This window comes from Nesterenkonia sandarakina, assembly GCF_003003175.1.
Taxonomy (GTDB): Bacteria; Actinomycetota; Actinomycetes; order Actinomycetales; family Micrococcaceae; genus Nesterenkonia; species Nesterenkonia sandarakina_A.
Genome location: NZ_PVTY01000001.1, coordinates 221,740 through 246,846, shown reverse-complemented (window position 1 = coordinate 246,846; position 25,107 = coordinate 221,740). Strand labels below are relative to the sequence as shown.

At 65.8% G+C, this 25,107-nt stretch carries 16 protein-coding genes; 6 read left to right on the top strand and 10 right to left on the bottom strand.

The features are described from left to right. Positions 1 to 53: 53 nt before the first annotated feature. The 3 genes from BCL67_RS01020 to BCL67_RS01010 form a co-directional block, all read right to left on the bottom strand. Entirely contained in the window at positions 54 to 1,091 is a 1,038-nt protein-coding gene (locus tag BCL67_RS01020) for an ABC transporter ATP-binding protein (protein ID WP_258174655.1), read from the bottom strand. After that, on the bottom strand, positions 1,088 to 2,026 hold the full coding sequence (locus tag BCL67_RS01015) for an ABC transporter permease (RefSeq protein WP_106121612.1): 939 nt from the start codon (positions 2,024 to 2,026) through the stop codon (positions 1,088 to 1,090). Before BCL67_RS01015 ends, BCL67_RS01020 begins: the two co-directional genes overlap by 4 nt. Positions 2,027 to 2,173: 147 nt before the next feature. After that, complete coding sequence (locus tag BCL67_RS01010) at positions 2,174 to 4,306, bottom strand: acyltransferase family protein (RefSeq protein WP_106121715.1); 2,133 nt, start codon at positions 4,304 to 4,306, stop codon at positions 2,174 to 2,176. 186 nt (positions 4,307 to 4,492) lie between these two features. Here BCL67_RS01010 and BCL67_RS01005 point away from each other — a divergent pair, with 186 nt between their 5' ends. From BCL67_RS01005 to BCL67_RS00995, 3 genes are all read left to right on the top strand, one after another. Next, positions 4,493 to 7,258 carry a glycosyltransferase family 2 protein gene (locus BCL67_RS01005; protein WP_181255835.1) on the top strand — a complete coding sequence of 922 codons (2,766 nt, stop codon included), beginning with the start codon at positions 4,493 to 4,495 and terminating at the stop codon, positions 7,256 to 7,258. Positions 7,259 to 7,635: 377 nt separating this feature from the next. Then, the gene (locus tag BCL67_RS01000; RefSeq protein ID WP_181255834.1) at positions 7,636 to 8,418 is read left to right on the top strand and encodes a glycosyltransferase; all 783 of its coding nucleotides are present in this window, start codon (positions 7,636 to 7,638) and stop codon (positions 8,416 to 8,418) included. Beyond that, a complete protein-coding gene (locus BCL67_RS00995) occupies positions 8,415 to 10,163 on the top strand; it encodes a hypothetical protein (protein WP_146131047.1) in 1,749 nt (582 codons plus the stop codon). The genes BCL67_RS01000 and BCL67_RS00995 overlap by 4 nt, the downstream gene beginning before the upstream one ends. On the opposite strand, the gene BCL67_RS00990 is transcribed toward BCL67_RS00995, so the two are convergent. The 5 genes from BCL67_RS00990 to BCL67_RS00970 are packed head-to-tail and all read right to left on the bottom strand — an operon-like array spanning position 10,117 to position 16,632. Continuing rightward, entirely contained in the window at positions 10,117 to 11,385 is a 1,269-nt protein-coding gene (locus BCL67_RS00990; protein WP_146131046.1) for a polysaccharide pyruvyl transferase family protein, read from the bottom strand. The two genes, BCL67_RS00995 and BCL67_RS00990, sit on opposite strands and share 47 nt — an antisense overlap. 31 nt (positions 11,386 to 11,416) lie before the next feature. After that, on the bottom strand, positions 11,417 to 12,670 hold the full coding sequence (locus BCL67_RS00985) for a glycosyltransferase (protein WP_106121607.1): 1,254 nt from the start codon (positions 12,668 to 12,670) through the stop codon (positions 11,417 to 11,419). Continuing rightward, positions 12,667 to 14,274 (bottom strand): glycosyl hydrolase family 28-related protein, encoded by a 1,608-nt coding sequence (locus tag BCL67_RS00980; protein WP_146131045.1) that lies wholly within the window; start codon positions 14,272 to 14,274, stop codon positions 12,667 to 12,669. The genes BCL67_RS00985 and BCL67_RS00980 overlap by 4 nt, the downstream gene beginning before the upstream one ends. Before the next feature lie 7 nt (positions 14,275 to 14,281). Beyond that, positions 14,282 to 15,319: a hypothetical protein gene (locus tag BCL67_RS00975; RefSeq protein WP_146131044.1), complete on the bottom strand. Its 1,038-nt coding sequence runs from the start codon at positions 15,317 to 15,319 to the stop codon at positions 14,282 to 14,284. A gap of 38 nt (positions 15,320 to 15,357) precedes the next feature. Further along, positions 15,358 to 16,632: a glycosyltransferase gene (locus tag BCL67_RS00970; protein ID WP_181255833.1), complete on the bottom strand. Its 1,275-nt coding sequence runs from the start codon at positions 16,630 to 16,632 to the stop codon at positions 15,358 to 15,360. A gap of 334 nt (positions 16,633 to 16,966) precedes the next feature. Here BCL67_RS00970 and wecB point away from each other — a divergent pair, with 334 nt between their 5' ends. Together wecB and smc are read left to right on the top strand one after the other, a co-directional pair. After that, a complete protein-coding gene (gene wecB / locus BCL67_RS00965; protein WP_106121604.1) occupies positions 16,967 to 18,139 on the top strand; it encodes a non-hydrolyzing UDP-N-acetylglucosamine 2-epimerase in 1,173 nt (390 codons plus the stop codon). A gap of 10 nt (positions 18,140 to 18,149) precedes the next feature. After that, positions 18,150 to 21,890 (top strand): chromosome segregation protein SMC, encoded by a 3,741-nt coding sequence (smc, locus tag BCL67_RS00960; protein WP_181255832.1) that lies wholly within the window; start codon positions 18,150 to 18,152, stop codon positions 21,888 to 21,890. A 34-nt stretch (positions 21,891 to 21,924) separates the two neighbouring features. Here the strand turns inward: smc and BCL67_RS00955 are convergent, their stop codons facing one another. Beyond that, on the bottom strand, positions 21,925 to 22,161 hold the full coding sequence (locus BCL67_RS00955) for a hypothetical protein (RefSeq protein WP_106121603.1): 237 nt from the start codon (positions 22,159 to 22,161) through the stop codon (positions 21,925 to 21,927). 134 nt (positions 22,162 to 22,295) lie between these two features. Here BCL67_RS00955 and BCL67_RS00950 point away from each other — a divergent pair, with 134 nt between their 5' ends. Continuing rightward, positions 22,296 to 23,528 carry an MFS transporter gene (locus BCL67_RS00950; RefSeq protein WP_106121602.1) on the top strand — a complete coding sequence of 411 codons (1,233 nt, stop codon included), beginning with the start codon at positions 22,296 to 22,298 and terminating at the stop codon, positions 23,526 to 23,528. Positions 23,529 to 23,693: 165 nt separating this feature from the next. On the opposite strand, the gene BCL67_RS00945 is transcribed toward BCL67_RS00950, so the two are convergent. Continuing rightward, positions 23,694 to 24,974, bottom strand: coding sequence for an ammonium transporter (locus BCL67_RS00945; protein WP_106121601.1), 1,281 nt, complete (start codon positions 24,972 to 24,974; stop codon positions 23,694 to 23,696). Between the last annotated feature and the right edge of the window lie 133 nt (positions 24,975 to 25,107).

Genomic DNA, 25,107 nt, shown 5'->3' with positions numbered 1-25,107 from the left:
CACAGGAACGGCGGTCCCGGGATGCTGACCCTGGGACCGCCGTTCCTGTGTGCTCAGCGGCTCCGGCCGGAGCCGGCCTTCTTGGGGCGCGATTCGCTGGTGAAGTCGATCTTGACCGGATCCAGCTGGAGCCGGGTGCGTTCATAGACCACCTGGGCGGCTCTCTTTCGGCCATTGGACTTGTGCGAGGTGTACTCCTCGTATTGCGAGCAGACCCACTGCGGATCACCGTCAGCGAGCATCTCGCCCTGCTCGATCCAGATCACCCGGGTGCACATCTGCTTGATGGTGCCCAGGGAGTGCGAGACCAGGAAGACCGCGCCGGCGTTGGCCCGCACCTCATCGAGGCGCTCCTTGGTGCGCTGCCGGAACTGCGCGTCACCGGTGTTCAGCGCCTCATCGATGAGCAGGATGTCTGGGTCGACCGAGGTCGCGATCGCGAACTGCAGTCGCGAGGACATGCCCGAGGAGTAGGTCTTCAGGGGCATCTCCAGAGCGTCGGAGAGCCCGGAGATCTCGACGATCTGGTCATATTTCGCGGCGGTCTGTTCCGGGGAGAGTCCCATGGCCAGGCAGCCGAGGCGGATGTTCTCCCTGCCGGAGATCTCCTTCACGAGCGCGGCGTTGACCCCGAGCATCACCGGGGTCGAAGTGGCGTAGACCTCCCCACTGGTCGGACGGACCTTCCCGGTGAGCAGCTTCATGAGGGTGGATTTTCCCGAACCGTTGGTGCCGATCACCCCGACGGATTCACCACGGCTCACGATGAAGCTCAGGTTAGACAGAGCGGGGACCTCGGCCCAGCCGGACCCAGTGATCCGCTTGATGACGCGAGAGACGCGCCCTGAGGACTCGTGCTTGTCAGTTCCGGAACGGACCCTGTAAGTCATCGATGCGTCGTCGACGACCATGCAGATGTTCTTCTGGTCCACCGGCTGCACCACCGGCGTCTGCTGTGTGAACGGACTGTCGTCCCAGGAGTCCACGGGCTCTCCATTGCGGTCATCGAACTCGATGGCCAGGTCTTCAGCGATCAGATCGGCATCCGAGTTTTTGTTCCGACGCGGAGCCTGAGGCGTGGAGGTGCTCATCGTTCCTTCCCGTAGCTCTCTTCACCGTGCCAGAAGATCAGGAATCCAACGACGACAGAGCCAACAGCCCAGGAACCGAGCACGATCCAGCGGGCCGGGTCGGCGAAGCCGTCATAGATCCAGGCATGGCGAATGATGTCCAGAACACAGAACAACGGGTTGAGGTTCATCACCGTGACCAGCCAATCCTGTCCAGCGTTTGTCCAGCGCTCGGTCCCGAAGAAGACGGCGGAGGTGTAGAAGAGGATTCGGGTGCCGAAGCTGATCAGGTGCTTGACGTCGTTATGCGCGTTGACCGCGCGTGCCAGCGCCAGCGACCAGCCCAGCATGACCATCAGGGCCAGTGCGATGCACGGGAAGAACAGCAGCCAGTGCCAGGTCAGGGAGATGGGCATGTCCGCGGCATCACCGAGCTGCGTATCTCCGACCGTCAACACCAGAAGTGCCATGACGAAGAACATCGGGATGCTGGAGAACAGTTCGCGGACGGTGGTGGAGATGACCAGGCAGGCTCGGGGGAAGTTGAAGGCCTGGACGACACGTTGATTGCCGGCGATGGCATTGGCGCCGCCAGACACCGCAGTGGTGAAGAACCGGAATGTGAACACGCCGATGATCAGATAGCCCAGGAAGTTGTCCACGCCGCGGCCGGTCTGCAGGAGCACCCCGAAGACGAAGAAGTAAGCAGTTCCGAAGAGAATCGGGTTCAAGATCATCCATACGCGACCCAGCGAGTCATAGCTGTTGGCCGAGGAGACGCGTGAATGTGAGTCGTAGTACAGGAAGTGGCGGAAGGACCAGATCTCTCGGATATACCTGAACAGCCCGGGGCGAGCGCCCACGCGGATGAGGTTGCTGCCATCAAGCTGGGCGACCCGGCGAGCTTCCCCGGGCTCTGGTGCGTCATCGGCGCGCTCTAGAACAGGTGCGGCCATGGCTGACTTCCTTCCTGATGCCTCGAATCGGCAGGTGTGCCGTCTCGTGCTCTGTGCCAAAGCTCCTCGTCCTGCCGCTTAGCGGAGGTGAGACTCAGGACCGGCCGAGCGCGAGCCAGTCTATCAGCGTGGCTCATCCGCCCCTGGTCAACTTGCCTGGGTTGCGAAGAGGTCCGGAAGCGCCTGTTGGAGCTCCCGCTCGAGGTGGGGAACCATGGTCTCGACGTATTCGTTGGTCAGGTGGTGGCTGTCTCGGTAGACCAGGACATTGCCGATGATCGCAGAGCACTTCTCTTCGGGGCAGAAGTGTTCGGTGAGATCAAGGCTGTAGGTGTTCTCTGGAAGCTCGATCTGGCTCAGTGGATCGGTGTCGGCGAACTTCCCGAACTCCGGGGCGCAGACCAGCTCATCTCCGCCATCCGCCAAGCAGTCCGGGATGTTCTCTTCGGTGCGCGGAGTGCCGCGCATGAGCAGCAGATCACTTCCGGTGTCGGTGATCTCCTCCCAACGTTCCGGCGCGCCGTCGTGGATCTCCTCATCCCCGTCTTCCTGAGGAATCGCCGTGCCGGGCGTGACCACGAGGTCAGATTCACGTTCGGCCAGCACCTCTGGGAACTGGTCGTTCCATTCGTCGCAGGTCGATGGCTCCGCAGGGTCATTGGCGCGGAAGACGCAACCGCCCTTCGTCGACACCAGCACTTCCCAGTTGTGCTTCTCGGCCAGGACGATCCACGCGTTGTGCCAGTGTCCCGCGTGAGAACCGCCTGCGAGCATGATCGTCTTGGCGGGGTCCTCCGGCTGTGCGGCATCCTCGCAGACCAGGACCTCGCCTGTACCGGGCTGATCGCCGGTGGGTTGGTGACAGTCGGTCCTGGCATACTCGGGCACCCGGCGGGAGATGCCGCCGAGCTCGGGATAGAACTCGACGTCGCGGGCTGAGTCGTCAGCATGGATGATGTCAGCACCCGGATAGAGCATGCGGTCCACCCCCGCCATCGCCATCCCATCCTCCTGCGGAGCGGTGGTCATCTGCACGTAGGTCGTGCTGGCGACCCCGCCGATGACCATGGTTCCAGCGGCGAGGGAAAGCGTCACGAGTCCCGCCGTGCGGGCCGGTCGCTCCGGGGAGCGCCCCGCGCGTGCAAGCGGCTGTTCTACGAAGCGGAAAGTCAGCCAGCCCAGCAGGAGCGAGACGGCGAGCACTAGCCAAGCGTCCGGGAGGGAGAGTCCGGGGGCGTCCCGGAATTCCAAGGTGAAGATCAACAGCGGCCAGTGCCACAGGAACAGGCCGTAGCCGATATCGCCCAGCCTGGTGAAGGGGGCCCTGGCCAGCAGGCCGGCGGCCGTGCCGACCTGCGCCGGGTTCCGGTCCGACACTCCGGGCGATGCCGAGGCGAGGATCAGCGCCATGCCTGCCAACGGCCAGAGCGCCCACGGACCGGGGAAGAGCGCGGCTCCGTCCAGGACGAACCCGCAGCTGATCACGAGCGCGAGCCCCATCCATCCCGCGAGAGTGCGCAGTCGAGCAGGCAGCACGAGCCTGGCTCCGAGAAGCGCGAGGAGGCCGCCGAATCCAAGCTCCCAGAGGCGTGTCTGGGTCAGCAGATAAGCCTCCGCCTGGTCCTGCTGCTGGACCACGATGGCCGTCGTGAAGGAGGCCACCATGAGCAGGCCGATCAGTGAGCCCATGGTGACGGTGGGGGAGAACCTGGTCCGGCGTGCGAGCCAGACGGCGAGCAGCGCCACCACGGGCCAGACGAAGTAGAACTGGCCCTGCACGGAGAGGGACCAGAAGTGTTGAAAGGGGCTCGTCCCGGCTCCGGCAGCTTCGTAGGAGAGCTGCGAGTGGATGAGCTCAAAGTTCTCGAAGTACAGCAGCGATGCTCGAGCCTCGGTGAGCAGCTGTGCGTGCTGGGTGAGCGGCAGCAGCACCAGCCCGGCCAGGGTGGTGACGGTGATGACCAGCGCCGCGGGAGCCAGAATTCGTCGGGCCAGCCGCGCAAGGTATCGGATGAGGTCGATGCGCCCGGTGGTGCCCGCCTCGCGCAGCAACATGGCGGTGAAGAGAAAGCCCGAGACGGCGAGAAAGATGTCGATGCCACCGGAGACCCGGCCCGCGCCGAAGAGGTGAAACAGCACCACGCCGGCGATGGCGAGCCCGCGCAGGCCGTGCAGCTCGGGCCGGTAGCGGCGTTCCGGCAGGGCCCAGCCGGCAGGCCGAAGAGTCGATCCGCTCTGGGACCGGCGCAGCGCCTGCGCAGAGGGATGTGTCGAGGGCATAGTGTCCTAGGCTACGGGAGTGTCCCCGGATCAACCGGCGCGACTTGGCCTATACTGAATCGCGGTTTCTTCAATAGACCAATATCTGAGATTAAGGAACAATTCATCGTGAGTCGTGCCCGCAAGTCATCCCGAAGAACCCCCAGTCTGACCAGGATGCAGTGGGCGGCCTTGGGACTGTTCGGTGTGACCGCAGTCGCCGCAGTCATCGCGGCGGCGCTCGGCTGGTGGGCCTTCGCGGTGTTGGCGCTGGTCTCAGTCCTCGCGATCCTCCTGGGCGTCCAGATGTTCGGCTTCAGGCAGCTGACTCGGCGCATCCAGACCCGCCTGGACCGAGTGGCCCAGACGTCAGACGCTCAGTCCATGCGTCCGAGTGCCCCGGTCATCACCAAGTCCGGAGATGAGTGGCAGGCAGAGCTCATGGCCCAGGACGTCCTCGAGCAGTGGGCGAAGTCGCTGCGCGAGCGACCCGGGCGTCTGAACTGGTTCATCATGCTCGCCCGAGAGACACGTTCGCGTGGTTCCCGTGACGTGCTGGCGCTGTGCGCGACACGAGGCGCATTCCGTTACCGGGATCTGGTGAAGGTCGCGGACCAGACGCGTCTCCATCCGAAGTCGAGCGACGAGCTTGCCAAGCTGGGCCGGGTCCTCTGGCGTCCAGGCTTCTTCGCACTGGCCCGCGTCCTCTACAGCCAGCGGTCAAGCGAGTGGGACCTGCGCAACTGCCTGACGTTCTACGAACTCGCAGATCGTCTCTACGGACTGGACGGGGTCTTCGAGGGCGTCGACCGCTCGCTGTATTCGGACCTGCTCACCTGGGACGGTCAGTACTCCCGCGCCGATGAGCTGCTCGACTATGACGAGGACAACGAGTCGCGAGCCGATTCTCAGCGCTTTCTGCAGTTCAACGCCGTGAACCCCAACGTCACCGGTGCCGCCTACAAGCAGGGCGAATGGCTGGCGCGACTGAACGCCCGCCTCGCCGAGAGCGGCCTCGCACCGCTTGAGTTCCCCGAGGGTGAGACTCCCTCCTTCTTCAACATCAAGACCACGGTTCCCGTCCTGCAGGCCGAGGACCTCCCGCTGGTGTCGATCATCATGCCGATCTACGAGCCGGATGAGGCGACCGACGTCGCGATCGCTTCCCTGCTTAACCAGAGCTGGACCAATATCGAAGTCCTCATCATGGACGATGCCTCGCCCAAGACGTTCCCGGACGGGACTCCGACGCCCTATCGTGAGCAGCTTGAATCATGGGCAGCCCGCGACAGCCGGATCCGGCTTACCCTGTGCGAGGAGAACCGCGGCGCCTACGCGGTGCGCAACGATGCGTTCGAGTCCGCCCGTGGTGAGTTCGTCACCGTCGCGGACAAGGATGACTGGCACCACCCCCAGAAGATCGAGCGCCAGGCCCGTGAACTGATCCAGAAGTCCGAGAAGAACGCCAACATCGTGAACTGGGTCCGTGTGGATGAGGATCTGAAGTTCCTCGTCCGCTGGGGCCCCGACCGAGTCGTGCACCCGAGCTTCGCGTCCATCATGTACCGGCGCAAGGTGATCCAAGAGGAACTCGGCTACTGGGATGCGGTGCGCAAATCGGCGGACGGGGAATACCGAACTCGATACGAGATCACCTACGGCGAGAAGCTCGTCGCCGAAGACCTGGTTCCGCTCGCCTTTTCGCTCCTGGGAGACGGCAATCTGACCAGCAATGACTTCGGACTGGGCTACCGACACCCGGATCGGGAGATCTACCAGGACGCCTACACCGCGTGGCACGAGAACGTGCAGCTCGGCACCTCGGCATACCTGCCCAAGAACAGTGCCGAGCGCAGGTGGATCGGGCCACCCTCGTTCCTGCCCGAGCGAGATGGCAGCCACGTCCCGCACTACGACGTCATCTACCTTTCGGAATTCGGACTGTGGGGCGGGAACTCTCTGACGCTGCTGCAGGAGATCGAGACGGCCCTTTCGGGAGGCCTCAAGGTCGGCATCATTCCGCTGCAGAACGGCCTGGTCCCGGCAGCGGCTCGTCGACGAATGGTGCCAGAGCTCAGGCGCCTGTTCCTGGAAGGCCGCGTCGACCGGCTCCACCTTCACCGCGACGTCACCACGGATCTTGTCGTGATCCACTGGCCTGCGATCATGCAGCTGCTCCCCAGCGAGCTCTCCACGATCGAAGCAGCTCACGTCGTCACCGTCGCCAATGAGATCCCCTCGGTCCTCAGCGATGTCTACAACGGCTACGACGTCCACGACGTCTCCGAGAACTGCTTCCAGACCTTCGGGCAGCGTCCTCACTGGGCAGCTCAGAGCAGCATCATGCGCGAGCACCTCGCGAAGCTCATCCCGGCCCAGGAGATGGTGCCGCACCTCTGGACCGGAGCCGGCACCCCGATTCGGCGCCCGCTGTCCAAGACCTTCTCCGATTCCAGGGTTCCGGTCGTCGGCAGGCCGTGGGACGAGGACGAGCTCAACTGGCCGTCCTCCCGCCGGAAGCGAGATCTGCTGTTTCCCCGCGACGGCTCTCTCACGGTATCGATGCGATCCCAGGTCAATGCCCTGCAGCGGCAGGGCCACGTCAGCGGAGGCGAGGTGCCGGAAGGCTGGATCGTGCAGGATCACTCGATCAACACCTTCCAGGAGTACCTGGACGAGATCGATTTCCTGCTGGTCTACCCTGCGGACTCATGGGACCAGTCCATCGAGCCCAGTGTCGTGGAAGCTCTTCGGGTGGGCACCGTGTGCATCGCTTCGCCCCACCTGGAGCCGGTCTACGGAGACGCGCTGGTCTACGCGAAGCCCGAGGAGCTTCGGGAGACCGTGGAGGCCCACTGGGATGAGGCCGCTTATGAGGCACAGCGCGAGCGCGGCTTCGGCTTCCTGACCGAGAAGCGCTCGGCCGAAGACTATCTGGGGGTGTTGCAGTCCTATGGAAAGGTTGCTCCCTAGCCGTGAGCCTGCGCGTCAGCACGTCTGCGAACAGGTGAGGGACCTGCGTCCATGACTGGATCCCTCTCCGGAATCGACGTCCGATGAGCCGCACCCTTGTGTCGTTCCCCCACGCCGGTCTCAATCCATACAGCAACATGCTGTACCTGCACCCACGGGCCGCCGGGTGGAAGGTGATCGAGTCGAGCCAGCTGCAGCGACTCCTGGGGCATCTTCGCCGCCTGACGGCCGGAGACGTGTTCCACGTGCAGTGGAGCTGGCCGCTGTTCCGGAGCACCGGGACGACCGCTGACGCGGCGGCCGCCGTCGACGCATTCTGCGGGGCGGTCGAGAGCTGTCGCGAGCGAGGAGTTCAGCTCCTCTGGACGGTGCACAATATGGCATCACACGATTCCCAGTTCATGGAGCTGGAGTCTCGATTCAACAATTTCATGGGGCGCAGCGCCGACGTGATCATTCAGCTCAACGACTACACAGAACAGGTGTGCCGGGAGGACTTCAGCATCGGGGATGCCCAGTTCGTCACGATCCCTCACTCCTCGTATCAGGGGGTCTACTCCGACGAAGTGTCCGCCTCTGAGGCACGCAGCGCGCTCGGCGTGGAGCCCAACGATGCCGTCATCGGCTTTTTGGGACAGGTTCGACCGTATAAGGGAGTCGAGCGTCTGATCGAGGTTGCCGCGGACCTCCAGAAGGCGGGCCGTTCGATCACGGTGCTCATTGCGGGTCGACCTCAAGGCGGGGTCGACAAGAAGATCCTCGAGCTGGTCGCCGAGCATGATGTCCGCTGCGTGAGCAGCTTCGAGTTCATCGATGATGAGGATCTGCAGCTGTGGTTCCGCGCGTCCGACGTCATGGTCTTCCCCTACCGCAAGGTCTTGAACTCCGGCAGCGCGTATCTCGCGGCAAGCTTCGGAACGCCCTGTGTGCTTCCCCGTGAACCTCAGTTCGAGGAGCTGTTCCACGACGAGGAGTGGGTGGGTCTCTTCGATCCAGACGATGAAGATGACCTGAGATCGGTCCTCCAGGGCATGCTCGATTCGCCTGGACCCCTGGGTGCCTCGGCCGCGCAGTTCTCCCGGACACACCTGCCATGGACCATGTCCGCTCAGTTCCTCGAGATTCTTCGGGGCCATCCGTCGAAGGCTGAAACCAGATGAGCACGTTGCGACGACCCCTCGGTGCGCCACAAGTCACGGTCCTTGCCGTCGTCGGTGATGACGGCGCCTGGATGGACGAGTCGATCCTCTCCGTCCTCTCCCAGCGAGGGTGCGAGGTGGAGCTGGTCCTGCTCGACGGCGGAGCCTCGCCCTCGGTCTGGGACAGGTGTCTGTCACACGCCGATGCGGATCCCCGAGTGAGCTGCGTAGCGGCCGCGGCGACCGTGGGGTCGACCGCGGATCAGTGGCGGGTCGGCAGAGATGCCTCCCACGGAGAGTTCCTGCTGTTCCTCACGCTGCGGGACCTTCTGGCACCCGATGCCTTGGTCGTGCTCTACGCCGCGGCAGTCCGGGAAGCCGCTCAATGCGCCGTCGGTCGCCATCTGGTGACCACGTCCCAGGCGACCACAAGCATGGACATCGCATGGAAGCACGTGCCTGTGAACGACTCACACGGTGCGACCAACGCCGTGCACGAGCCCGGTCTGCTCGGTGTTCGTCGGACCCGCGCCGCGCTCCTGAAGGCCGAGACGGTGGAGCAGCTGGATCTGATTCCGGGAGAAGGTCTCCTCGACGCCCACGGAACGGTGACGGTCTCGCTGCTGCTGCAGCTCTCACGAGTGGCTGCCCTCGACGCGGTTACATCTATCAGGCGCTCCAACGCGTCCGATTCCTGGGAGGACCAGGTCACCACGCTGCTTGAATCGGAGAACGCGACCGCAGACCTGCTCTTGGACACTGGGTCTGTGGAACTCTGGAAGGGGTTCTGGCGCGGCTCCCTCGATGCCCACCTCCGCCCGGTTCTGACCGACGTCGTGACAAGAGCTGCCGGGGCGACCGTGTCTCCTGAGCTGAGGCGGCAGATTCGGAACTTCCTGCTGCGGCGAGATGCTGACGAATGGCAGCGGCTGCAGCCGCGCCTCCGCGCGGCGTTCTCCCTTCTGGCGGAAGGAGACGCAGACCTGGTACCGGTGGTCTGGCGGCTCTGGGACGCTCGCGAGGGGGAGAACTCCGTCCAGGACCTCGTCCGGCGTGCCCGGCTTCTTGATCGATTGGCCCGCTCCCGTTTTGTGGACGAGCTCGCCCTGTCCCGCTACTACGCGGAGCTCCTGATCAGACCAGCGGCGCAGCTGGATCTTGATGACCCGACGATCCTTGAGCTGGCGGATGCGCTGCGGGTGCAGCGCAATGGAGATCGGCTGTCCGTAGAGATACGAGACCCGTCATCGCGGGAGCTGGCCCTGCATGAGGCGCTGATCTGCAGCGATCCGACTCTGTTCAACCCGCCGTTCCCACTTCCCGAGACACTGACCTGCTACAGTGTGATGCCCGTCCAAGGGCGCCTCGAGCTGCTGCTCCTGGTTCCCGCCGGGGTGGTCCTGGACGCCGACGTCGTCTTCGCCGCAGAAGAGTCCACGGACGTCCACGGATCGGTCACTCGCCGACCTGAGTCCGGCCACTGGGTCCTGGCCTCCGCGATCGAAGACTTCGAACCTGACGCCGACTACTCGGTGTCGGTCCAGATCTCTGGGCCAAAGGCACGCGGTGTGGCGAGCCTCGAGCTGATCCACGGAGCCGAGCGGTCCATCCAGACGGATGCCGAGCACCTCACGATCGCAGCAGACCAGGCTTCGCGTTCCTTGACGGTGCGTCGTCGAGTCATGGAGAAGCGTCGAATGCTCAGCAAGAAACCGCGGCTCAGCGTCCCTGAAGCCGACGGACGAGGCGCCCGAGACGCTGCCTGAGCGAAACGTTCTTGGGCTCATCGGCCTTCATCGGCAGCGCGGCCTCCAGGGCCTCGAGATCGATGTCCAGTTCGGGCAGCGAACACCGACGTGCGACGGCTGCGAGGTCGAGGTCCGCGAGCCCCTCAAGGGTGACATCGACCTGCGCGGGAGTGGCTCCTCGAAGCGTCGAGAAGAAGTCTCGGAACTTGAAGTCACCGCCGCCCAGCTCCGCATCGGTGATGTTGAGCCAGACCCACGGGACGCCGTAGGTCTGCGCCACGATCAGACCATGCAACGACGTGGATACGCAGGCGGTCGAGTTGGCGATCGCATCCACGACGAGTGTGAGGTCATCGCGCACATCGACGACGTCGAACACATCATCGTCGATTGTCTTGAACCTCGGCCGATGCGACATGTGCGGCACGAAGGCGATCTTCGGCTCAGCGTGACGGCTGGGGCGGGGCGTGTAGTGGCGTGCCAGCAGCAGCGCAGGGTCCCCAAGCACCTCGGGGACGTCCCAGCCCAGTTTCGTCTGAAGCTCGTGCCGGGTCAGATGCCCACGAACCGCGTGGACCCGGATCCCGGTGAACTTCCGCAGCGGCGACTTCGCACTGAGCGGGCGCATCAGGCCTGCACCCCAGATGTCCATGTCCTCACGGTTGATCATGTGGATGATCGAACCCACCAATGCAGTGGCGCGTCCCTGTACCGGTATCGGATTCTCCTTCGTCGGACGCACATTGACGACATCGCGCTTGGTCAGTGCGGCCGCCAGCCATGGACCCACAGCATCGCCGAAGTTCGCCTTCCGGTCCCACCAGAAGGCCTGCAGAGGCGCCTCCCCGGCAACCGGTTGACCGTTCTCGATCGCCTGAGCGGCGTCGATGTCGGTCTGGATGCTCCTCACCCATGAATGAACGACCTTCAGCGTCCGGTCGGCGCGACCGCGCATGGGCACCGTCTCGTCCAACACGTGGTGCTCATGAGGTGTCGCTCTCAGCAGGGCCTTGGTGACCAGGACGTTGCGCAGCAGACGCCGGAGATTCTCGGTCTCACCCGTTGCCGTCAAACGGCCCGTCTCCCGGAGGTGGACACTGACGAGCCCATACGCTGTGGGGACGTCCCAGGTCAGAAGTTCATCGCCGAGCTCGGAGTTGGCGACAACTTCAGGGTCGTTCGTCCACGCGGCAGCGCGCGATGCGTCGTAGAGTGCGGCAAGGACGGTCGGGGTAGGCATTGTTTCGCAGAACCTTCTTGGTGTCGGGGCGTCAGGCGAGGCGGTAGGAGCGCAGTGACTTCAATTCCAGCGGATCCGTGGAGCTGAATCGAACACTGGTGACAGTGCTGCCGTCTGGGGTTTCCAGCACCAGGTGGCCGTACTCAGAGTGCCTGCCGAAAGTCAAGGACCCACGGTACAGGTCCGGCCCCACGCGGTGCAGACCGGCGGCCTCCAGATAGGTCTTGACCGAGGTGTCCGAGAGGCCTTCGTCACGGGCCACCGTCAGCTCCACCGAGACAGTCGGCGAGGGGAGATCCTCCCCGGAGATCTCCGCGAGGAGCAGCTGAGCGTGGTCAGACTGCAGGTTCACGGTGACTTCGGCATCAGGTCCCAACGCGGTGGCTCCATCGAGCTCCAGGACGTCTGAACGCTGGGCCAGGTCACGGCGGATCCTTCTGCTCACGAAGGGGAAGTACTCGTCGAGGAGCTCGACCGAGACGGGTTCCTTCTTGGCCGCGGAGGGGATGAGCTCGCCGAAGAAGGGCGATGCGCCGTCTCCCAGGGTGCTGTCCTGACTCACGTGGCGGGCTTGGAAGAATCCGGGCTCGCGGGAATCCAGAACCGTGGGGTAGGCGGTGTCGAGCTTCATGTGCCCCTTGCTGAGGGAACTGTCGTGCATTCCCAGGAAAGTGCCCTCGGCAGTCTTCTGATGGATCGAGAGCAGCCCCGCAGCCGCCTTAGGGAAGTATCGGCGCCAAGGAAGGATGTACTCGGACCTGGTCCTGATCGCAGTCAGGGACTCGGGGAACGAGATGCGCCACCCCACGTGCTCCTCCACCAGATAGGGGTTCATCCGCTCGAAGAAGTTGATCGGCAGCACGTCGTCGTCATCGAGTCGATAGATCCCGAACACCCCGTCTTCGGGCAGGCGACCGCGCAGGACCGTGTTGAGGACCTTCTTATTGGGCGCACTGGGAGCAACGAGCCCGGGAGCTTCGTTCAGGTGCAGGAAGGGGTACTTCTCTGCAGCCTGTCGGAGGATGTCCTGGTACTTCTGCGGCAGGCTTGAGGAGTAGTGGACGATGTGGACCACGTCGCACACATCGGCCGAGGCTGCCAGCTGCGGCAGGCTCTCCTCGATGAAGATCTCTGTCCTCGGGCCGAGCCGCGCCTCGTCGTAGAGCCACGCGGTGTACTCCTCTTCGGTGAAGAGGCCAGCATCTCCCTGACGGGTGGCCTTGAAGCTGCCCGACTTGTACTGGTGAACGCTGAAACGAGTGTGCCCGATGAAAAGTTTGCTCATGAGTTCTTCCTGTTGCTGGGAGCCTGGGAGCCGAGTCGGTGCTGCAGCTGTGACTGATAGAGGTTCTTCGGGGTGGGCTGATTGTCCAGGGTCTCAATCATCGTATGCAGATCTCCAGTGAACTCCGGGTCCTGCTGCGATGGTTTATTGGTGCCCTGAACCCCGACCATGGCGCTGAAAGGCGCGTGGTTCTCCAACCTGATCGCGTAGGACCGTCCATTGGTGACCTTGATGTTCCAGTGGCAGAACCTCGCGCCCCAGTGTGGACCGGCTTTTCGGGCTCCACCCACCACGCCCTTGTTCTTCACCGTGATCTCGGTCCTCACGTTCTCGAAGGGGAATCGGCGATGCGAGTCGAAGGTTCCCACCATGTGACCGTCTGACCAGACGTTCCCCGCCGAATAGCCCTCGATGTTGAGGCCATGGGTGAGTGCCGCGGCAGGGAGGTCGGTGGTCGGTTCTGAGATGGTGAATCTCTGGACCAGGTTGTCATGCGACTGCTCACGGCAGATGAAGGGGTGGTGGCGGGCCCGACCTTCCACCGTGACGTCTGTGAGCGTGACGCCTTTCGAGCCGGTGATGCCGAATCCGTTGTCGCTGTCGCGGACGACGACGTTGCGCGCCCAACAGTTCAAGGCCGCTTGGAAGTGCGGTCCGTTGAAGCCGTGGTCCTGGTTGTGTGGACGCGGTTCCACGAGGCGCATGTCGATGCGGAGGTCCTCGATCCCGGACTCTTCGATCCGCGGTCCCAGGGTTTCGAAGCGGGGGTTCCACTGCGGCCTGAGATCGAGCCTGCTCGGCTGGGCCAGCACGATGGCCCTGCGCTGGACAGACTTGACCTGAACCGGATAGCGGAATCTCTGGTAGTTGGGCTGTCGGTGCAGCGAGGAGTCTTCCACGCCCCAGGGGTAGCTCTCCTGAGGCATATCGCCGCTCATGTGTCTGAGCAGCGAGCTGTCGGGGATGTTGTCCATGACGAGCAGCACCTGATCTCCGGCTCTGAAGCGCCGAGCATCAACCACGGGTATGCGGGTCTGTCCGCGCTTGACCTGGCCTCTGACTCCAGAGAGCGGTTCATTGTCCAGCCACCCCTCGTTGCTTCCCCAGCCCCACTGGGAATGTTCGAGCTCCCGGCGGAGCGGGAGCGGGATGAACCAGACCAGCCCGCCGGTCCAGGACCATTCGCCCTTCTCCGGTGCTCGGTATGCGGTTTCTAGCGGCTCCTGGAAGGTCAGTGAGGTCAGCTCAGGTCCCGCGCCGCGCAGCACGACTCCAGAGTGGTGGATCCATAGCACCCCGGTGATCAGATATTGACCGGGTGGCGCGAAGACGACGCCCCCGCCATGCTCACCGGCTGCCTCGATCGCCGTGGTGAACGCCTCCGTGTCGTCGGCGGCGCCGTCGCCGACTGCGCCGTAGCTGCGGACGTCGAACTCTGGGCCTCCGGTTCTGGGCAGCGCCCGCTCGCCGCGGTGGTACCCGGCATAGGAGACGTTCGGAATCTGGGGATGGGTGTCGGGACCCTGCTGGTACTGCTCCCAAGCGCTGGCGGCTTGGTCGAGGACCACGTCGGGTCGACCGAGAAGTCGGGCGAGGCGCTTCATGGAACCCTCAGCCGCCCCGGACTTCACGCATTTTTTCGATCAACGCGTTGGCCACCGGGCGACGCTCACCGATCCAGGGATAGTGGTGGGTCGTGAAGCCGGTCTGGACGTCCACGTGCAGGACCTTGGCCCCTGCCGACGTCGACGTCTCCGGGACGATGAGATCAACTCCGGCAGCCTTGCTTCCCGGAACGGACCATGCCGCGGCGACCGCGAGATCAATGACCGAGGTGCCGAGCAGGTCAGTGACGTCGACCGTCACACCGCCTGTGCGCATGTTGATCCCGGGAGCCAGCTGAAACAGGTCTCCCGAGGAGGGGATGCGCCCGAGCGGGTGTCCGGCCGCTCGAGCATAGCTCTCGGCGTCGTGGTCGAACTTGCCCAGGAGCGGATGCGCGGCTCGCAGGGCGTTGAGCTCCTCGATCTGATCCCCGAGAGTTCTGACACCGTCTGCTATGCAGAAGAGCGGCACCCGCGCCACGGCGGCGACGACCTTTTCACCGACCACGAAGGCTCGCACATCGAGTCCCCGGACCTCTTCCTCGACCATGAGGCGGGTGTCCGCTCCGACCTCCGTGGGACGCCGCCCGCTGGCAGACTGCCACGCGTCGAGGAACTCCTCGCGAGTGGTGATTCCGGTGTGCACTCCGGCGCCCCGGGACGGTGATGCGGGCTTGACGACGGCCGCAGCCGAGAGCCCGTCGAAGAAGGACAGTGCCTCGTCGATGTCCTCCGGAAGGAACTGCGCACCCATCGGTACGGGAAGCCCATCAAGTTCCAGGTACCGTTTGGCCAGAGGCATCGACAGGGAGGCACGTACCGACTCTGAACTCGGCAGGCTGGTCACGTGCACCGCGAAGCCGCCGACGACGCGGCGCCCACCGGTCACCACGTAGTGGTTGTTCCTAGCCTTCGTGACCCTAAGCTTGTTCCGTCGAGCGGCCCGGCTGAGCAGGGCGGAGGGGGCATCTGCTCGTCGTCCTCCGAAGTTCATCGGCCGTCTCGGGCCCAAAGACTGGAGGAAGGCCCTCACGTGGTCATTCATCTGGCGTCCTTCGTTGCCGGGCTGGGCTTCTCGATGCGTCAGACTCGCCGGGCCGGCAGCGGGTAGGCAGTGACCGAGTCAAGATCGACCTGGTCCTTCCTGCTGGTGATCAGAGTGATCTTAGAGACCGACACACCCTTGGGCGGCTCGATGGGCAGGACATGTCCGAAGCCTGAGGTCTTGTGCGGCATGTAGGTCCAATAGGTGCCGTCGCGTTCTGAGTGGCGGAATCGTCCCTGGGCGAAGAACTTCGATGTTTCCTCGTCCTCGGAGGTCTCCGTCACGGTGAGGCGCACCTGGACCTGGTTGGAATTGACGCGACCCCCTTCAGCAGGAATGAGCACCAGGGAGAGAGGTCCTTCGTGCGGCCAGTCGAAGGTGACGGCCTCACGGCTGAGCGAGAGCGGTGCTGCGGAGAGCGTGACCCCCGACTCCGGGGCGCCCGGTTCATGGGCAGCCAGCCCGTCGAGCACGGGAAAGAGCTCTGCGGCCTGAGTCAGGTCTGCAGGTCCCTCGCCGAGGATGCGACTCATCGCCTCGGGGTAGAACGGCGCGATCGAGCCCTTGACCGTGCTGTCCTGACTTTCGTGGCGGATGTGGAAGTAGGCGGGCTCGCGTGAGTCCAGGATCGTGGGATTGAACTTGTCCATCACCGTGTGCTTCGGGGCGCTCAGATTCTCGATCTCGCCGTCCTGATCGACGGCCGCAATGGCCATCGGCCCGAAGGCGCTCTTGGGGTAGTAGAGCTCACGCGTGTAGGCGTACTTGCCATCGACGCGGATCGCGGAGAACCCGGTGCCCAATGAGACCCACCAGCCTACGTGTCGGGGAGTCACGTACGGCGCCATCTGGTCGAAGTACCTCACCGAGAGGAGATCGTCGTCGTCCAGGCGGTAGACGCCGAAGGGACGTGAGCCGAGGTCACGCTCTGCAAGCGCCTGCTCGACGAGTTTGCGCGAAGGCGTGGAGTTCACCGGTTTGGTCGTCTCGTTCAGGCGCAGAAACGGATGCTTCTGCGCAGCTTCCTTCAACGCCTGCTGATGGTGGGCTGGCAGGGAGGGGGAGTAGGAGACGAAATGGACCACGTCGTGGTCCCGCGCGGCGAGGGCGAGCTGGGGCAGGCTCAGAGTCGTGAAGATCTCGGTGCGAGGTGCCAGACGTGTCTCGGAGTAGAGCCACGAGGTGTACTCGTCCTCGGTGAAGCCCGCACCAGCATCAGCATCGCGAGTCGCGTTGAAATACCCGGATCCGTGCTGGTGCACGCTGAACCGGGTATGTCCGATGAACAGGGTTCGCGGCTTTCCGGACTCCACGACAGGGGAGGTCTCCTGCGCCGGCCCTTTCGAGGCAGCGGTCGTGGAGGGTTCACTCCGCCGTAACTTCCGGAAGATATTGACCATGAAGGAGCCCTTTCGGTACTGAATGGCGGAGCCTGTCGAGAATCTGGCACGTATGCGCGTCTCCGAGGCGCTTTGGCATCCGGGCGAGTATAACAATGGACTGAGCTCCTCCCCGTGATTGACGATCCGTGGGCGAGCGTCGTCCGACCGAATGCGCCGCACGTCTACCAGAGCTCGGGCCTGCCAAGCAGGAACGCCGGGATCAGATCGAAGAAGCAGGTGTCCCACGGGTGGATAGGATGGTCGGATGAAGCGAATCATGCCCATCTATGGGACGCGGCCGGAGGCCATCAAGATGGCGCCGATCGTCAAGGCGCTGCAGGCCAGCGATCTCTTCGAGTGCGAGGTCACCGTGACCGGACAGCACCGGGAGATGCTGGACCAGGTCAACGAGCTCTTCGGCATCGAGCCGGACCATGACCTCAACATCATCCAGCCTCGGCAGACGCTCAACGGCGTGCTCACCCGCACCGTGACCGGCCTGGACGCGATCTTCGCGCAGCACAAGCCGGACGCCGTCGTCGTCCAGGGCGACACCACGACCACCACGGCTGGCGCGATGGCCGCGTTCTACTCCGGCATCCCGGTGATCCACGCCGAGGCCGGGCTGCGCTCCTTCAACCTCTACTCGCCGTTCCCTGAAGAGGCGAACCGCAAGATGACCAGCCAGATCACCGCGCTGCACCTGGCGCCCACCTCACAGTCCCGGGACAACCTGCTGCGTGAGGCGCTGCCGGCGCAGGACATCGTGGTCACCGGCAACACCGTGATCGATGCGCTGCTGGAGGTGGCAAGCAAGCACGTGCCCTTCTCCGACGCGCAGCTTGAGGACGCTGCGGCCTCCGGCCGCGAGGTGCTGCTGGTGACCACCCACCGGCGGGAGAACCAGGGTTCCGCCATGGAGGGCGTGGGCCGAGCACTGGCCCGCCTCGCCGAGCGCTACCCGGAGAAGCTGATCGTGCTCCCGGCGCACCGCAATCCGGTGGTCCGCGAAGCGATTCTTCCCGCGCTGGCCGGTCACGAGAACGTGATCGTCACCGAGCCGCTGCCCTATGGCGAGTTCACCCGCCTGATGAACCTGGCCACCGTGGTGCTCACCGACTCCGGCGGCGTGCAGGAAGAGGCTCCCTCACTCGGCAAACCGGTGCTGGTGATGCGGGAGAACACCGAACGCCCCGAGGCCGTCGACGCCGGCACCGTCCGGCTCATCGGCACCGCCGAGGACCGCGTGGTCGAGGAGGTCGCGACGCTCTTCGACGACCCGTCCGCCTACGCGGCGATGGCGAACGCGGTGAACCCCTATGGCGATGGCCACGCGGCGAAGCGCACCGTGGCGGCGATCGCAGCGATGTTCGGCCTCGGTGACCGGCTCGCGGACTTCCACCCGCTTCCAGGGCTCGCCGAGTCCAGCGGAGCGTGAGTCCGCGCCCGTGCATCTGAAGACCCTCACGGTCCGGGGATTCAAGTCCTTCGCCTCGGCCACCACCTTTGAGTTCGAGCCAGGCGTCACCGCCGTGGTCGGCCCCAACGGTTCGGGCAAGTCCAATGTGGTCGACGCGCTGGCCTGGGTCATGGGCGAACAGGGCGCCAAGTCCTTGCGCGGCGGCACCATGGAGGACGTCATCTTCGCCGGCACCACCGAGCGGCAGCCGCTGGGCCGCGCCTCGGTGTCGCTGACCATCGACAACTCCGACGGCGCGCTGCCGATCGAATACTCCGAGGTCACCATCTCCCGGACGATGTTCCGCGCCGGGGGCAGCGACTACACGATCAACGGGGCCAAATGCCGGCTGCTCGACATCCAGGAGCTGCTCTCGGACTCCGGGCTGGGCCGGGAGATGCACGTGATCGTGGGGCAGGGGCAGCTGGATCAGATCCTGCAGGCCACGCCGGAGCAGCGGCGCGGCTTCATCGAGGAGGCCGCCGGAGTCCTCAAGCACCGCCGCCGCCGTGAACGCAGCGTGCGCAAGCTCGAATCCATGCAGACCAACCTCTCCCGGCTCGAAGACCTGATCAGTGAGATCTCCCGGCAGCTCGCCCCGCTGGGTCGCCAGGCCCGGGTGGCCCGTCGCGCCCAGCGCATCCAGCACGATCTCCGCGACTCGCTCTCCCGGCTGATCGCCGATGACCTGGTCCGAGCCGCCACCGCGCTGAACGAATCCAGCCAGGGTGAGGCGGAAGACCGGGAGCAGGCTGAGCAGCTGCGCGCCTGGCTGGCAGCCCAGGACGCGGAGATCACCCAGCTGGAGCAGCAGGCGGCGGATCAGCGCGCCCATGCGGAGAAGCTTCTCGCAGGCCACCACCGGCTCGAGCAGGTCCAGGAGCGGCTCCGCTCGGTGGCCTCCCTGGCCGAGGAGCGCGCCCGCAGCCTGCACGCCTCAGCGGTCGTCCAGCAGACCGGCCGTGACCCGGAGGCACTCCGCGCCCAGGCCCAGAGCGTGGCCGAGCAGGCCGCAGAGCTCGACGCCGAGGTCACCGCGGCCCGGGACCGGCTCGAGCGGTCCTCCGCCGAACGCGCCGCTGCCGAAGATGCGCTCAAGCTCGAGGAGACCCGCCTGACCGAGCAGCTCCGCGCCGTCGCGGACCGGCGCGCCGGGCTGGCCACGCTGCGCGGCCGGGTGGACACCGCGCAGGGACGCATCGACGCCGCCGAATCGCGCCGACGTCGGGCGCAGGAACAGGGCGACGCCGCCCGAACGGCGCAACAGCGAGCGCGCGGGGAGTTCGCGGAGCTCGAACAGCGCGTCGCCGGCGTCGAGACCGGCGAGGAGGACCTGGACGTCGCCTACGAGGCCGCGCACCAGCGACTCGAGGCGCTGCGCAGCGCCTATGACGAGCAGCGCACCCAGCAGCAGCGTCTGCGGACGGCCATCAGCGAGCACCGCGCGCGGCTCTCCGGTCTCTCCGCCGCCCGGACACCTCGTGACGGGGCGGCGGCGCTGCTCCGCGACCGGGCCGCCGACGTCGAGGCACCGCTGGCGCAGCGGCTGCGGGTCACCCGGGGGTGGGAGACCGCGATCGCCGCCTGTCTGGGCAGCCTCGACGCAGCGCTCATCGTCAAGGATGCCGAGACCGCGGCGCAGGCATTGGACTGGCTGGCCGCGCAAGACGCCGGCCGCGCGCACCTGATCCACCCGGTGGCAGCCGAGTCCGCGCCGACGCGCCAGCAGACCGCCTCCGAGCACGCCGCCCCTGCACCATCTGCCCCTGAGTCGTCAGCCCGAGCACAGCCGGCCGGTGAACTGCCGGACGGGGCGATGTGGGCCCAACTGGTCGTCAGCGTCACCGAGGACGTCGAAGTCCCCGTCCACGCAGCTCTGACCGGCGTCGTGCTCTGCGCCGACCAGCACCAGGCCGCAGCACTGCTGGAACGTCCCGAGGTGCGCTGCGTGGTGACCGCTGACGGCGTCGTGCTGCGCGCCGGAGAGCAGATCGGCGGCACGGTGCTGGAGAACTCCGATGTGGCGATCACCGCGCAGATCACCGAGCTCACCGAGACCCTGCGGCAGGCCGAGCTGGAGCTCCATGAACTGACCGCCGTGGCGGCGGCTGATGAGTCCGAGGTCAACGCCGCGGAGCTCAAGGTCGAAGAGACCCTCCAGGCCCTGCACGCGAACGACGCCGAGATGCACGCCACCACCGAACAGCTCGGCCGGCTCCATGCTGAGCTGGAGCGCTCGGCCGAACGGATCGAACACTCCGATCAGGAGATCCGCGAGGCGCAGGAGTCCGCGGTCGAGGCGCAGCACCTCCTGGAGGAAGCGCAGTCCCGCCTGCAGGCGGCGCAGAGCGAGGACATCGAGGAAGAGCCCTCCAGCGTCGACCGGGACCGGCTCTCGGCCGCCGCGACCGCCCAGCGTCGCGAAGAGGTGGACGCCCGGCTGGAGCTGCGTGCCGCTGAAGAGCAGCACAAGCAGATGCTCGAACGCGCCGCGGCGCTGCGCCGCAGCGCCGCCGCTGAAGAGGCTCGCAGAGAAGAGGCCCGGAAGGTGGCGCAGGCGCGGAGCTCCCGGGCCGCCCAGGCCGAGGCTGTGCAGGCCGAGGCCGAGACCGCCGTCCACGCCTTGACCGCGGTGCTGGACCGCTCGCAGCGCACCCGTGCCGCCGCGGAGACCGCCGGGACAGCGACCGGCGAGCGGGTCCGCACCCTGCGTGCCGCCCGCAAGACCGAGGCCGCCGAGCTCGAGGCGCTGACTGCGGCGCTGCATCAGGCCGAGCTGACCCGCACCGAGCTGCGACTGAGCCTGGAGGCCGCCGAGGCCCGCGGGCTTGAGGAGCTCAGCCTCACCCCGGAGTATCTGATCGAGCACTACGGTCCGGACCAGCTGGTGCCGGATGCCGAGACCGTGAGGAGCGTGGAGCGCCCCGATCCAGCAGAGCCCGCCGCCTCAGCGGAGTCTGGTGAGGCTGGTGAGCCTGGTGTGTCTGACGATGCAGCCTTCACCACCGATACCGCCGACGCCCCCGAGTCCGGGGTTCCCTTCGACCGCTCGGAGCAGGAGAAGCGGCTCGCCCAGGCCCGCCGGGACCTCAAGGCACTGGGCAAGGTCAACCCGCTGGCACTGGAGGAGCATTCGGCCCTCGCGGAGCGCCACACCTACCTGCAGGACCAGCTCGCCGACCTCAAGAAGTCCCGGCAGGACCTGCTCGACATCATCGCCGACGTGGATGCCACCGTGGAGAAGGTCTTCACCGAAGCCTGGCTCGACACCAAGGTGCAGTTCGAACGGGTCTTCGCCCGGCTCTTCCCCGGCGGCGAAGGTCGGCTGGAGCTGACGAACCCGGAGGACATGCTCAACACCGGCATCGAGGTGCAGGCAAGGCCACCGGGCAAACGGATCCGTCGGCTCTCGCTGCTCTCCGGAGGAGAACGCTCGCTGACCGCCGTCGCGCTGCTGGTCGCGATCTTCAAGGCACGGCCGAGCCCGTTCTACGTGATGGACGAGGTGGAGGCCGCCCTCGATGACACGAACCTCTCCCGGCTGCTGGTGATCTTCGAGGAACTCCGCGAGTCCTCCCAGCTGATCATCATCACGCACCAGAAGCGCACCATGGAGATCGCCGACGCGCTCTATGGGGTCTCCATGCGGCAGGACGGCTCCACCCGGGTGGTCTCCCAGCGACTGGCGGCGACGCAGGAGCTGACCACAGCTGAGCTCACCACCCCGTGACTCACTATCCGGTAACTCACCACCCGGCGAGTCACTACCCAGTGACCCTCCGATAGGAGTCGGCGATGATCTCCTCCAGCACGCTGAGATCCGCCTGCTCCAGACGCGGCACGTACAGGCAGCCCACCCCGGTGCTGTGCTCGCCGAGCCGGGACGGCCGCTCGGCATGGGCGTCGACCCCCTCCGGGAGGTAGATGGTGGTCACCGCCCGACGGGGAGCGAATCCGGCGGCGGGGGCGTCCCCCTCGCGGCCCGACTCGTAGCGGTCCATGAGACCGCCTCTCGTGATGGTGTGCTCCCATGGTGGCACGGTGAGGTTTCTGCAGGGCAGGGCAGGGAATGGGTCCCGGGTTCGTTGCGTTGAGCAACGAGGACGACCGGTGGCGCAATGACAGGAGTGGCTCAATGGCACGTGGCACGGAGATCGGGATCCCTCCTGAGCTGAAGGTGATGATCGCCTCCGCCTTCGTGATCGCGATCGGCTTCGGCATCGTGGCGCCGATCCTTCCGCAGTACGCCTCCGACTTCGGAGTCTCCGCGATGGCGGTCTCCGCCGTGGTCTCGGCCTTCGGACTCTTCCGGCTGCTCTTCGCGCCGGCCTCGGGCAAGCTCACCCAGTGGCTGGGGGAGACCCCCGTGTATGTGATCGGGCTGCTCATCGTGGCGGCGTCCATGATCGCCACCGCATACGCCCCCAGCTATGAGCTGCTGCTGCTCTTCCGGGCGCTCGGCGGCATCGGGTCGACCTTCTTCACCGTCTCGGCCATGACGTTCCTGGCGCGCAAGTCCCCGCCCACGATCCGCGGCCGCGTCTCCGGGGCCTACGCCTCGGCGTTCCTGATCGGCAGCGTCGCTGGTCCACTGGTGGGATCGGGGCTGCTGGTCTTCGGTCCCCGGGTGCCCTTCCTGGTCTACGGAGGAGCGCTGGTGGTGGCGGCGGCGATCGTGTTCGTCATGCTGCGCCAGTCCCGGCTGGAAGACCGCGGTCGCAAGGAGGAGCGTGAGAACGCCACCTTGGCTGAAGCCTGGCAGCACCGCGGGTACCGCGCGGCGCTGACCGCGGGCTTCGCGAACGGATGGGCGACCTTCGGGCTCCGCAACTCCGTGGTGCCGCTCTTCGCCGCCACCGCCTTCGTCGGCTCCGGATGGGTGCTGGACTCCAGCCAGCTGGCCGGGGTCGCGCTGGCCACCTTCGCCGCGGGCAACGTGGCGGCCGTGCTGCTGTTCTCGCGCCGCTCGGATCGCTACGGACGACGACGCCCCATCATCATCGGGCTCATCATCTCTGCACTGGCCACAGGACTGCTCGGTCTGGCGCCGAGCCCGCTCTGGCTGCTGCTGCTCAGTGTGATCGCCGGGGTGGGCACAGGGCTGATGAACCCCGCTCAGCAGGCCGCCATCGCGGACATCGTCGGCTCGGGCCGCAACGGCGGGTCCGTGGTCTCCACCTTCCAGATGACCCAGGATCTGGGGTCGATCGTCGGCCCGCTCCTGGCCGGATTCCTGGTGGACCAGCTCGGCTATGCCTGGGCCTTCGGTGTCACCGGGGTGATCCTGATGTTCGGCGCGCTGGCCTGGACTCGAGCTCCGGAGACCCTGGAGCCTGCGGAGGAGCAGGCTGCGCCCGCACGGCCCTGACACACGGCTCTGACGTACCGAGGAAACCCTGGGACGCCGAAGAGACCCTGACGCACCGAAGAAGCCGTGGGGCACAGACAAAGCCCGGGTCCGGTCCATCGAGCGGGATGCTCGATGGACCGGACCCGGGCTTCTTCTGTGCTGCGGAGCGGACCTAGGAGGTGGTCACTCGCGTGGTGCTCCTGCTGAGGTCTTGCTGGCACCGTTGACCGTCTCGAAGATGTAGGCATCCTCGTCGTGCTCGGAACGGTCGATGCCCACGGTCTCGACATCGGAGGTGACGCGGAAGCCGATGGTGGCGTGGATGGCGTAGGCGATGATCGCGGTCATCACCACGGTGAAGACCAGGGTCACCAGGACTGCGACGACCTGCGAGCCCATCAGGCCCAGACCGCCGCCGTAGAACAGGCCGGCGCGTTCGCCGTCGATCAGCTCGGCGCGGCCCAGCAGGCCGATGGCCACGGTGCCCCAGAGGCCGGCGACGAAGTGAAGGCCGACGACGTCGAGCGTGTCATCGAAGCCGAGCTTGTACTTCAGGCCGACTGCCAGGTAGCAGATGAAGCCGGAGATGGCGCCGATGATGATGGCACCGACCGGGTCCACGTGGGCACAGGCGGGGGTGATGGCCACGAGGCCGGCGACGATGCCCGATGCGGCACCGAGCGCGGTCGGCTTCTCGCCACGGACCCGCTGGGTGATGAGCCAGACGACCAGCGCGGCAGCCGGTGCGAGCAGGGTGTTGACCCAGATCAGGCCAGCTTCGCCAGCTTCGGCAGCGGCGCCGCCGTTGAAGCCGAACCAGCCGAACCAGAGGAGTGAGGCGCCCAGCAGCACGAACGGGGTGTTGTGGGGGCGGTGCGAGGAGCGTTCGGTGAAGTTGCGACGCTTGCCCAGGATCAGTGCAAGGACCAGGGCGGCGAGGCCGGCGCACATGTGGACGACAAGGCCACCGGCGTAGTCGACTGCCTCACCGACAGCGTCGCCGACGGCGCCGCCCTCGCCGAGGAGTCCACCATCGCCCCAGACCATGAAGGCCAGCGGGCAGTAGACCAGGGTGACCCAGATGGGAACGAAGACCATCCAGGCGGAGAACTTGGCGCGGTCAGCGATCGCGCCGGAGATGAGTGCAGTGGTGATGATGGCGAAGGTGGCGCCGAAGCCGATGCCGATCAGACCCTCAGGTGCTTCGTTGAGGGTGCTGTAGAGGCCGAAGTCGGTCGCGGGGTTGCCGAACAGGCCGCCGATCGACTCTCCACCTGCGATGGCGGAGCCCCAGAGAGCCCAGACCACGGCGACGAGGCCCATGGCCGCGAAGCTCATCATCATCATGTTGATGGCGGACTTGGCCTGAGACAGACCGCCGTAGAAGAAGGCCAGGCCAGGCGTCATGAGCAGGACAAGCGCGCTTGCCACAAGCATCCAGACGTCAAGAGATCCAAGTTCCATGTGTCCCTCCAGGAAACATCAGGTCATCGGTGAATCTCACCGATGCGAGCTGAGTTCTATGGTGGCTGGCTCGTGTTTCACCGGACGCGCCGTGATGTTTCGGGAACGTTAAACCTTTCCCCAGGTCTTGATA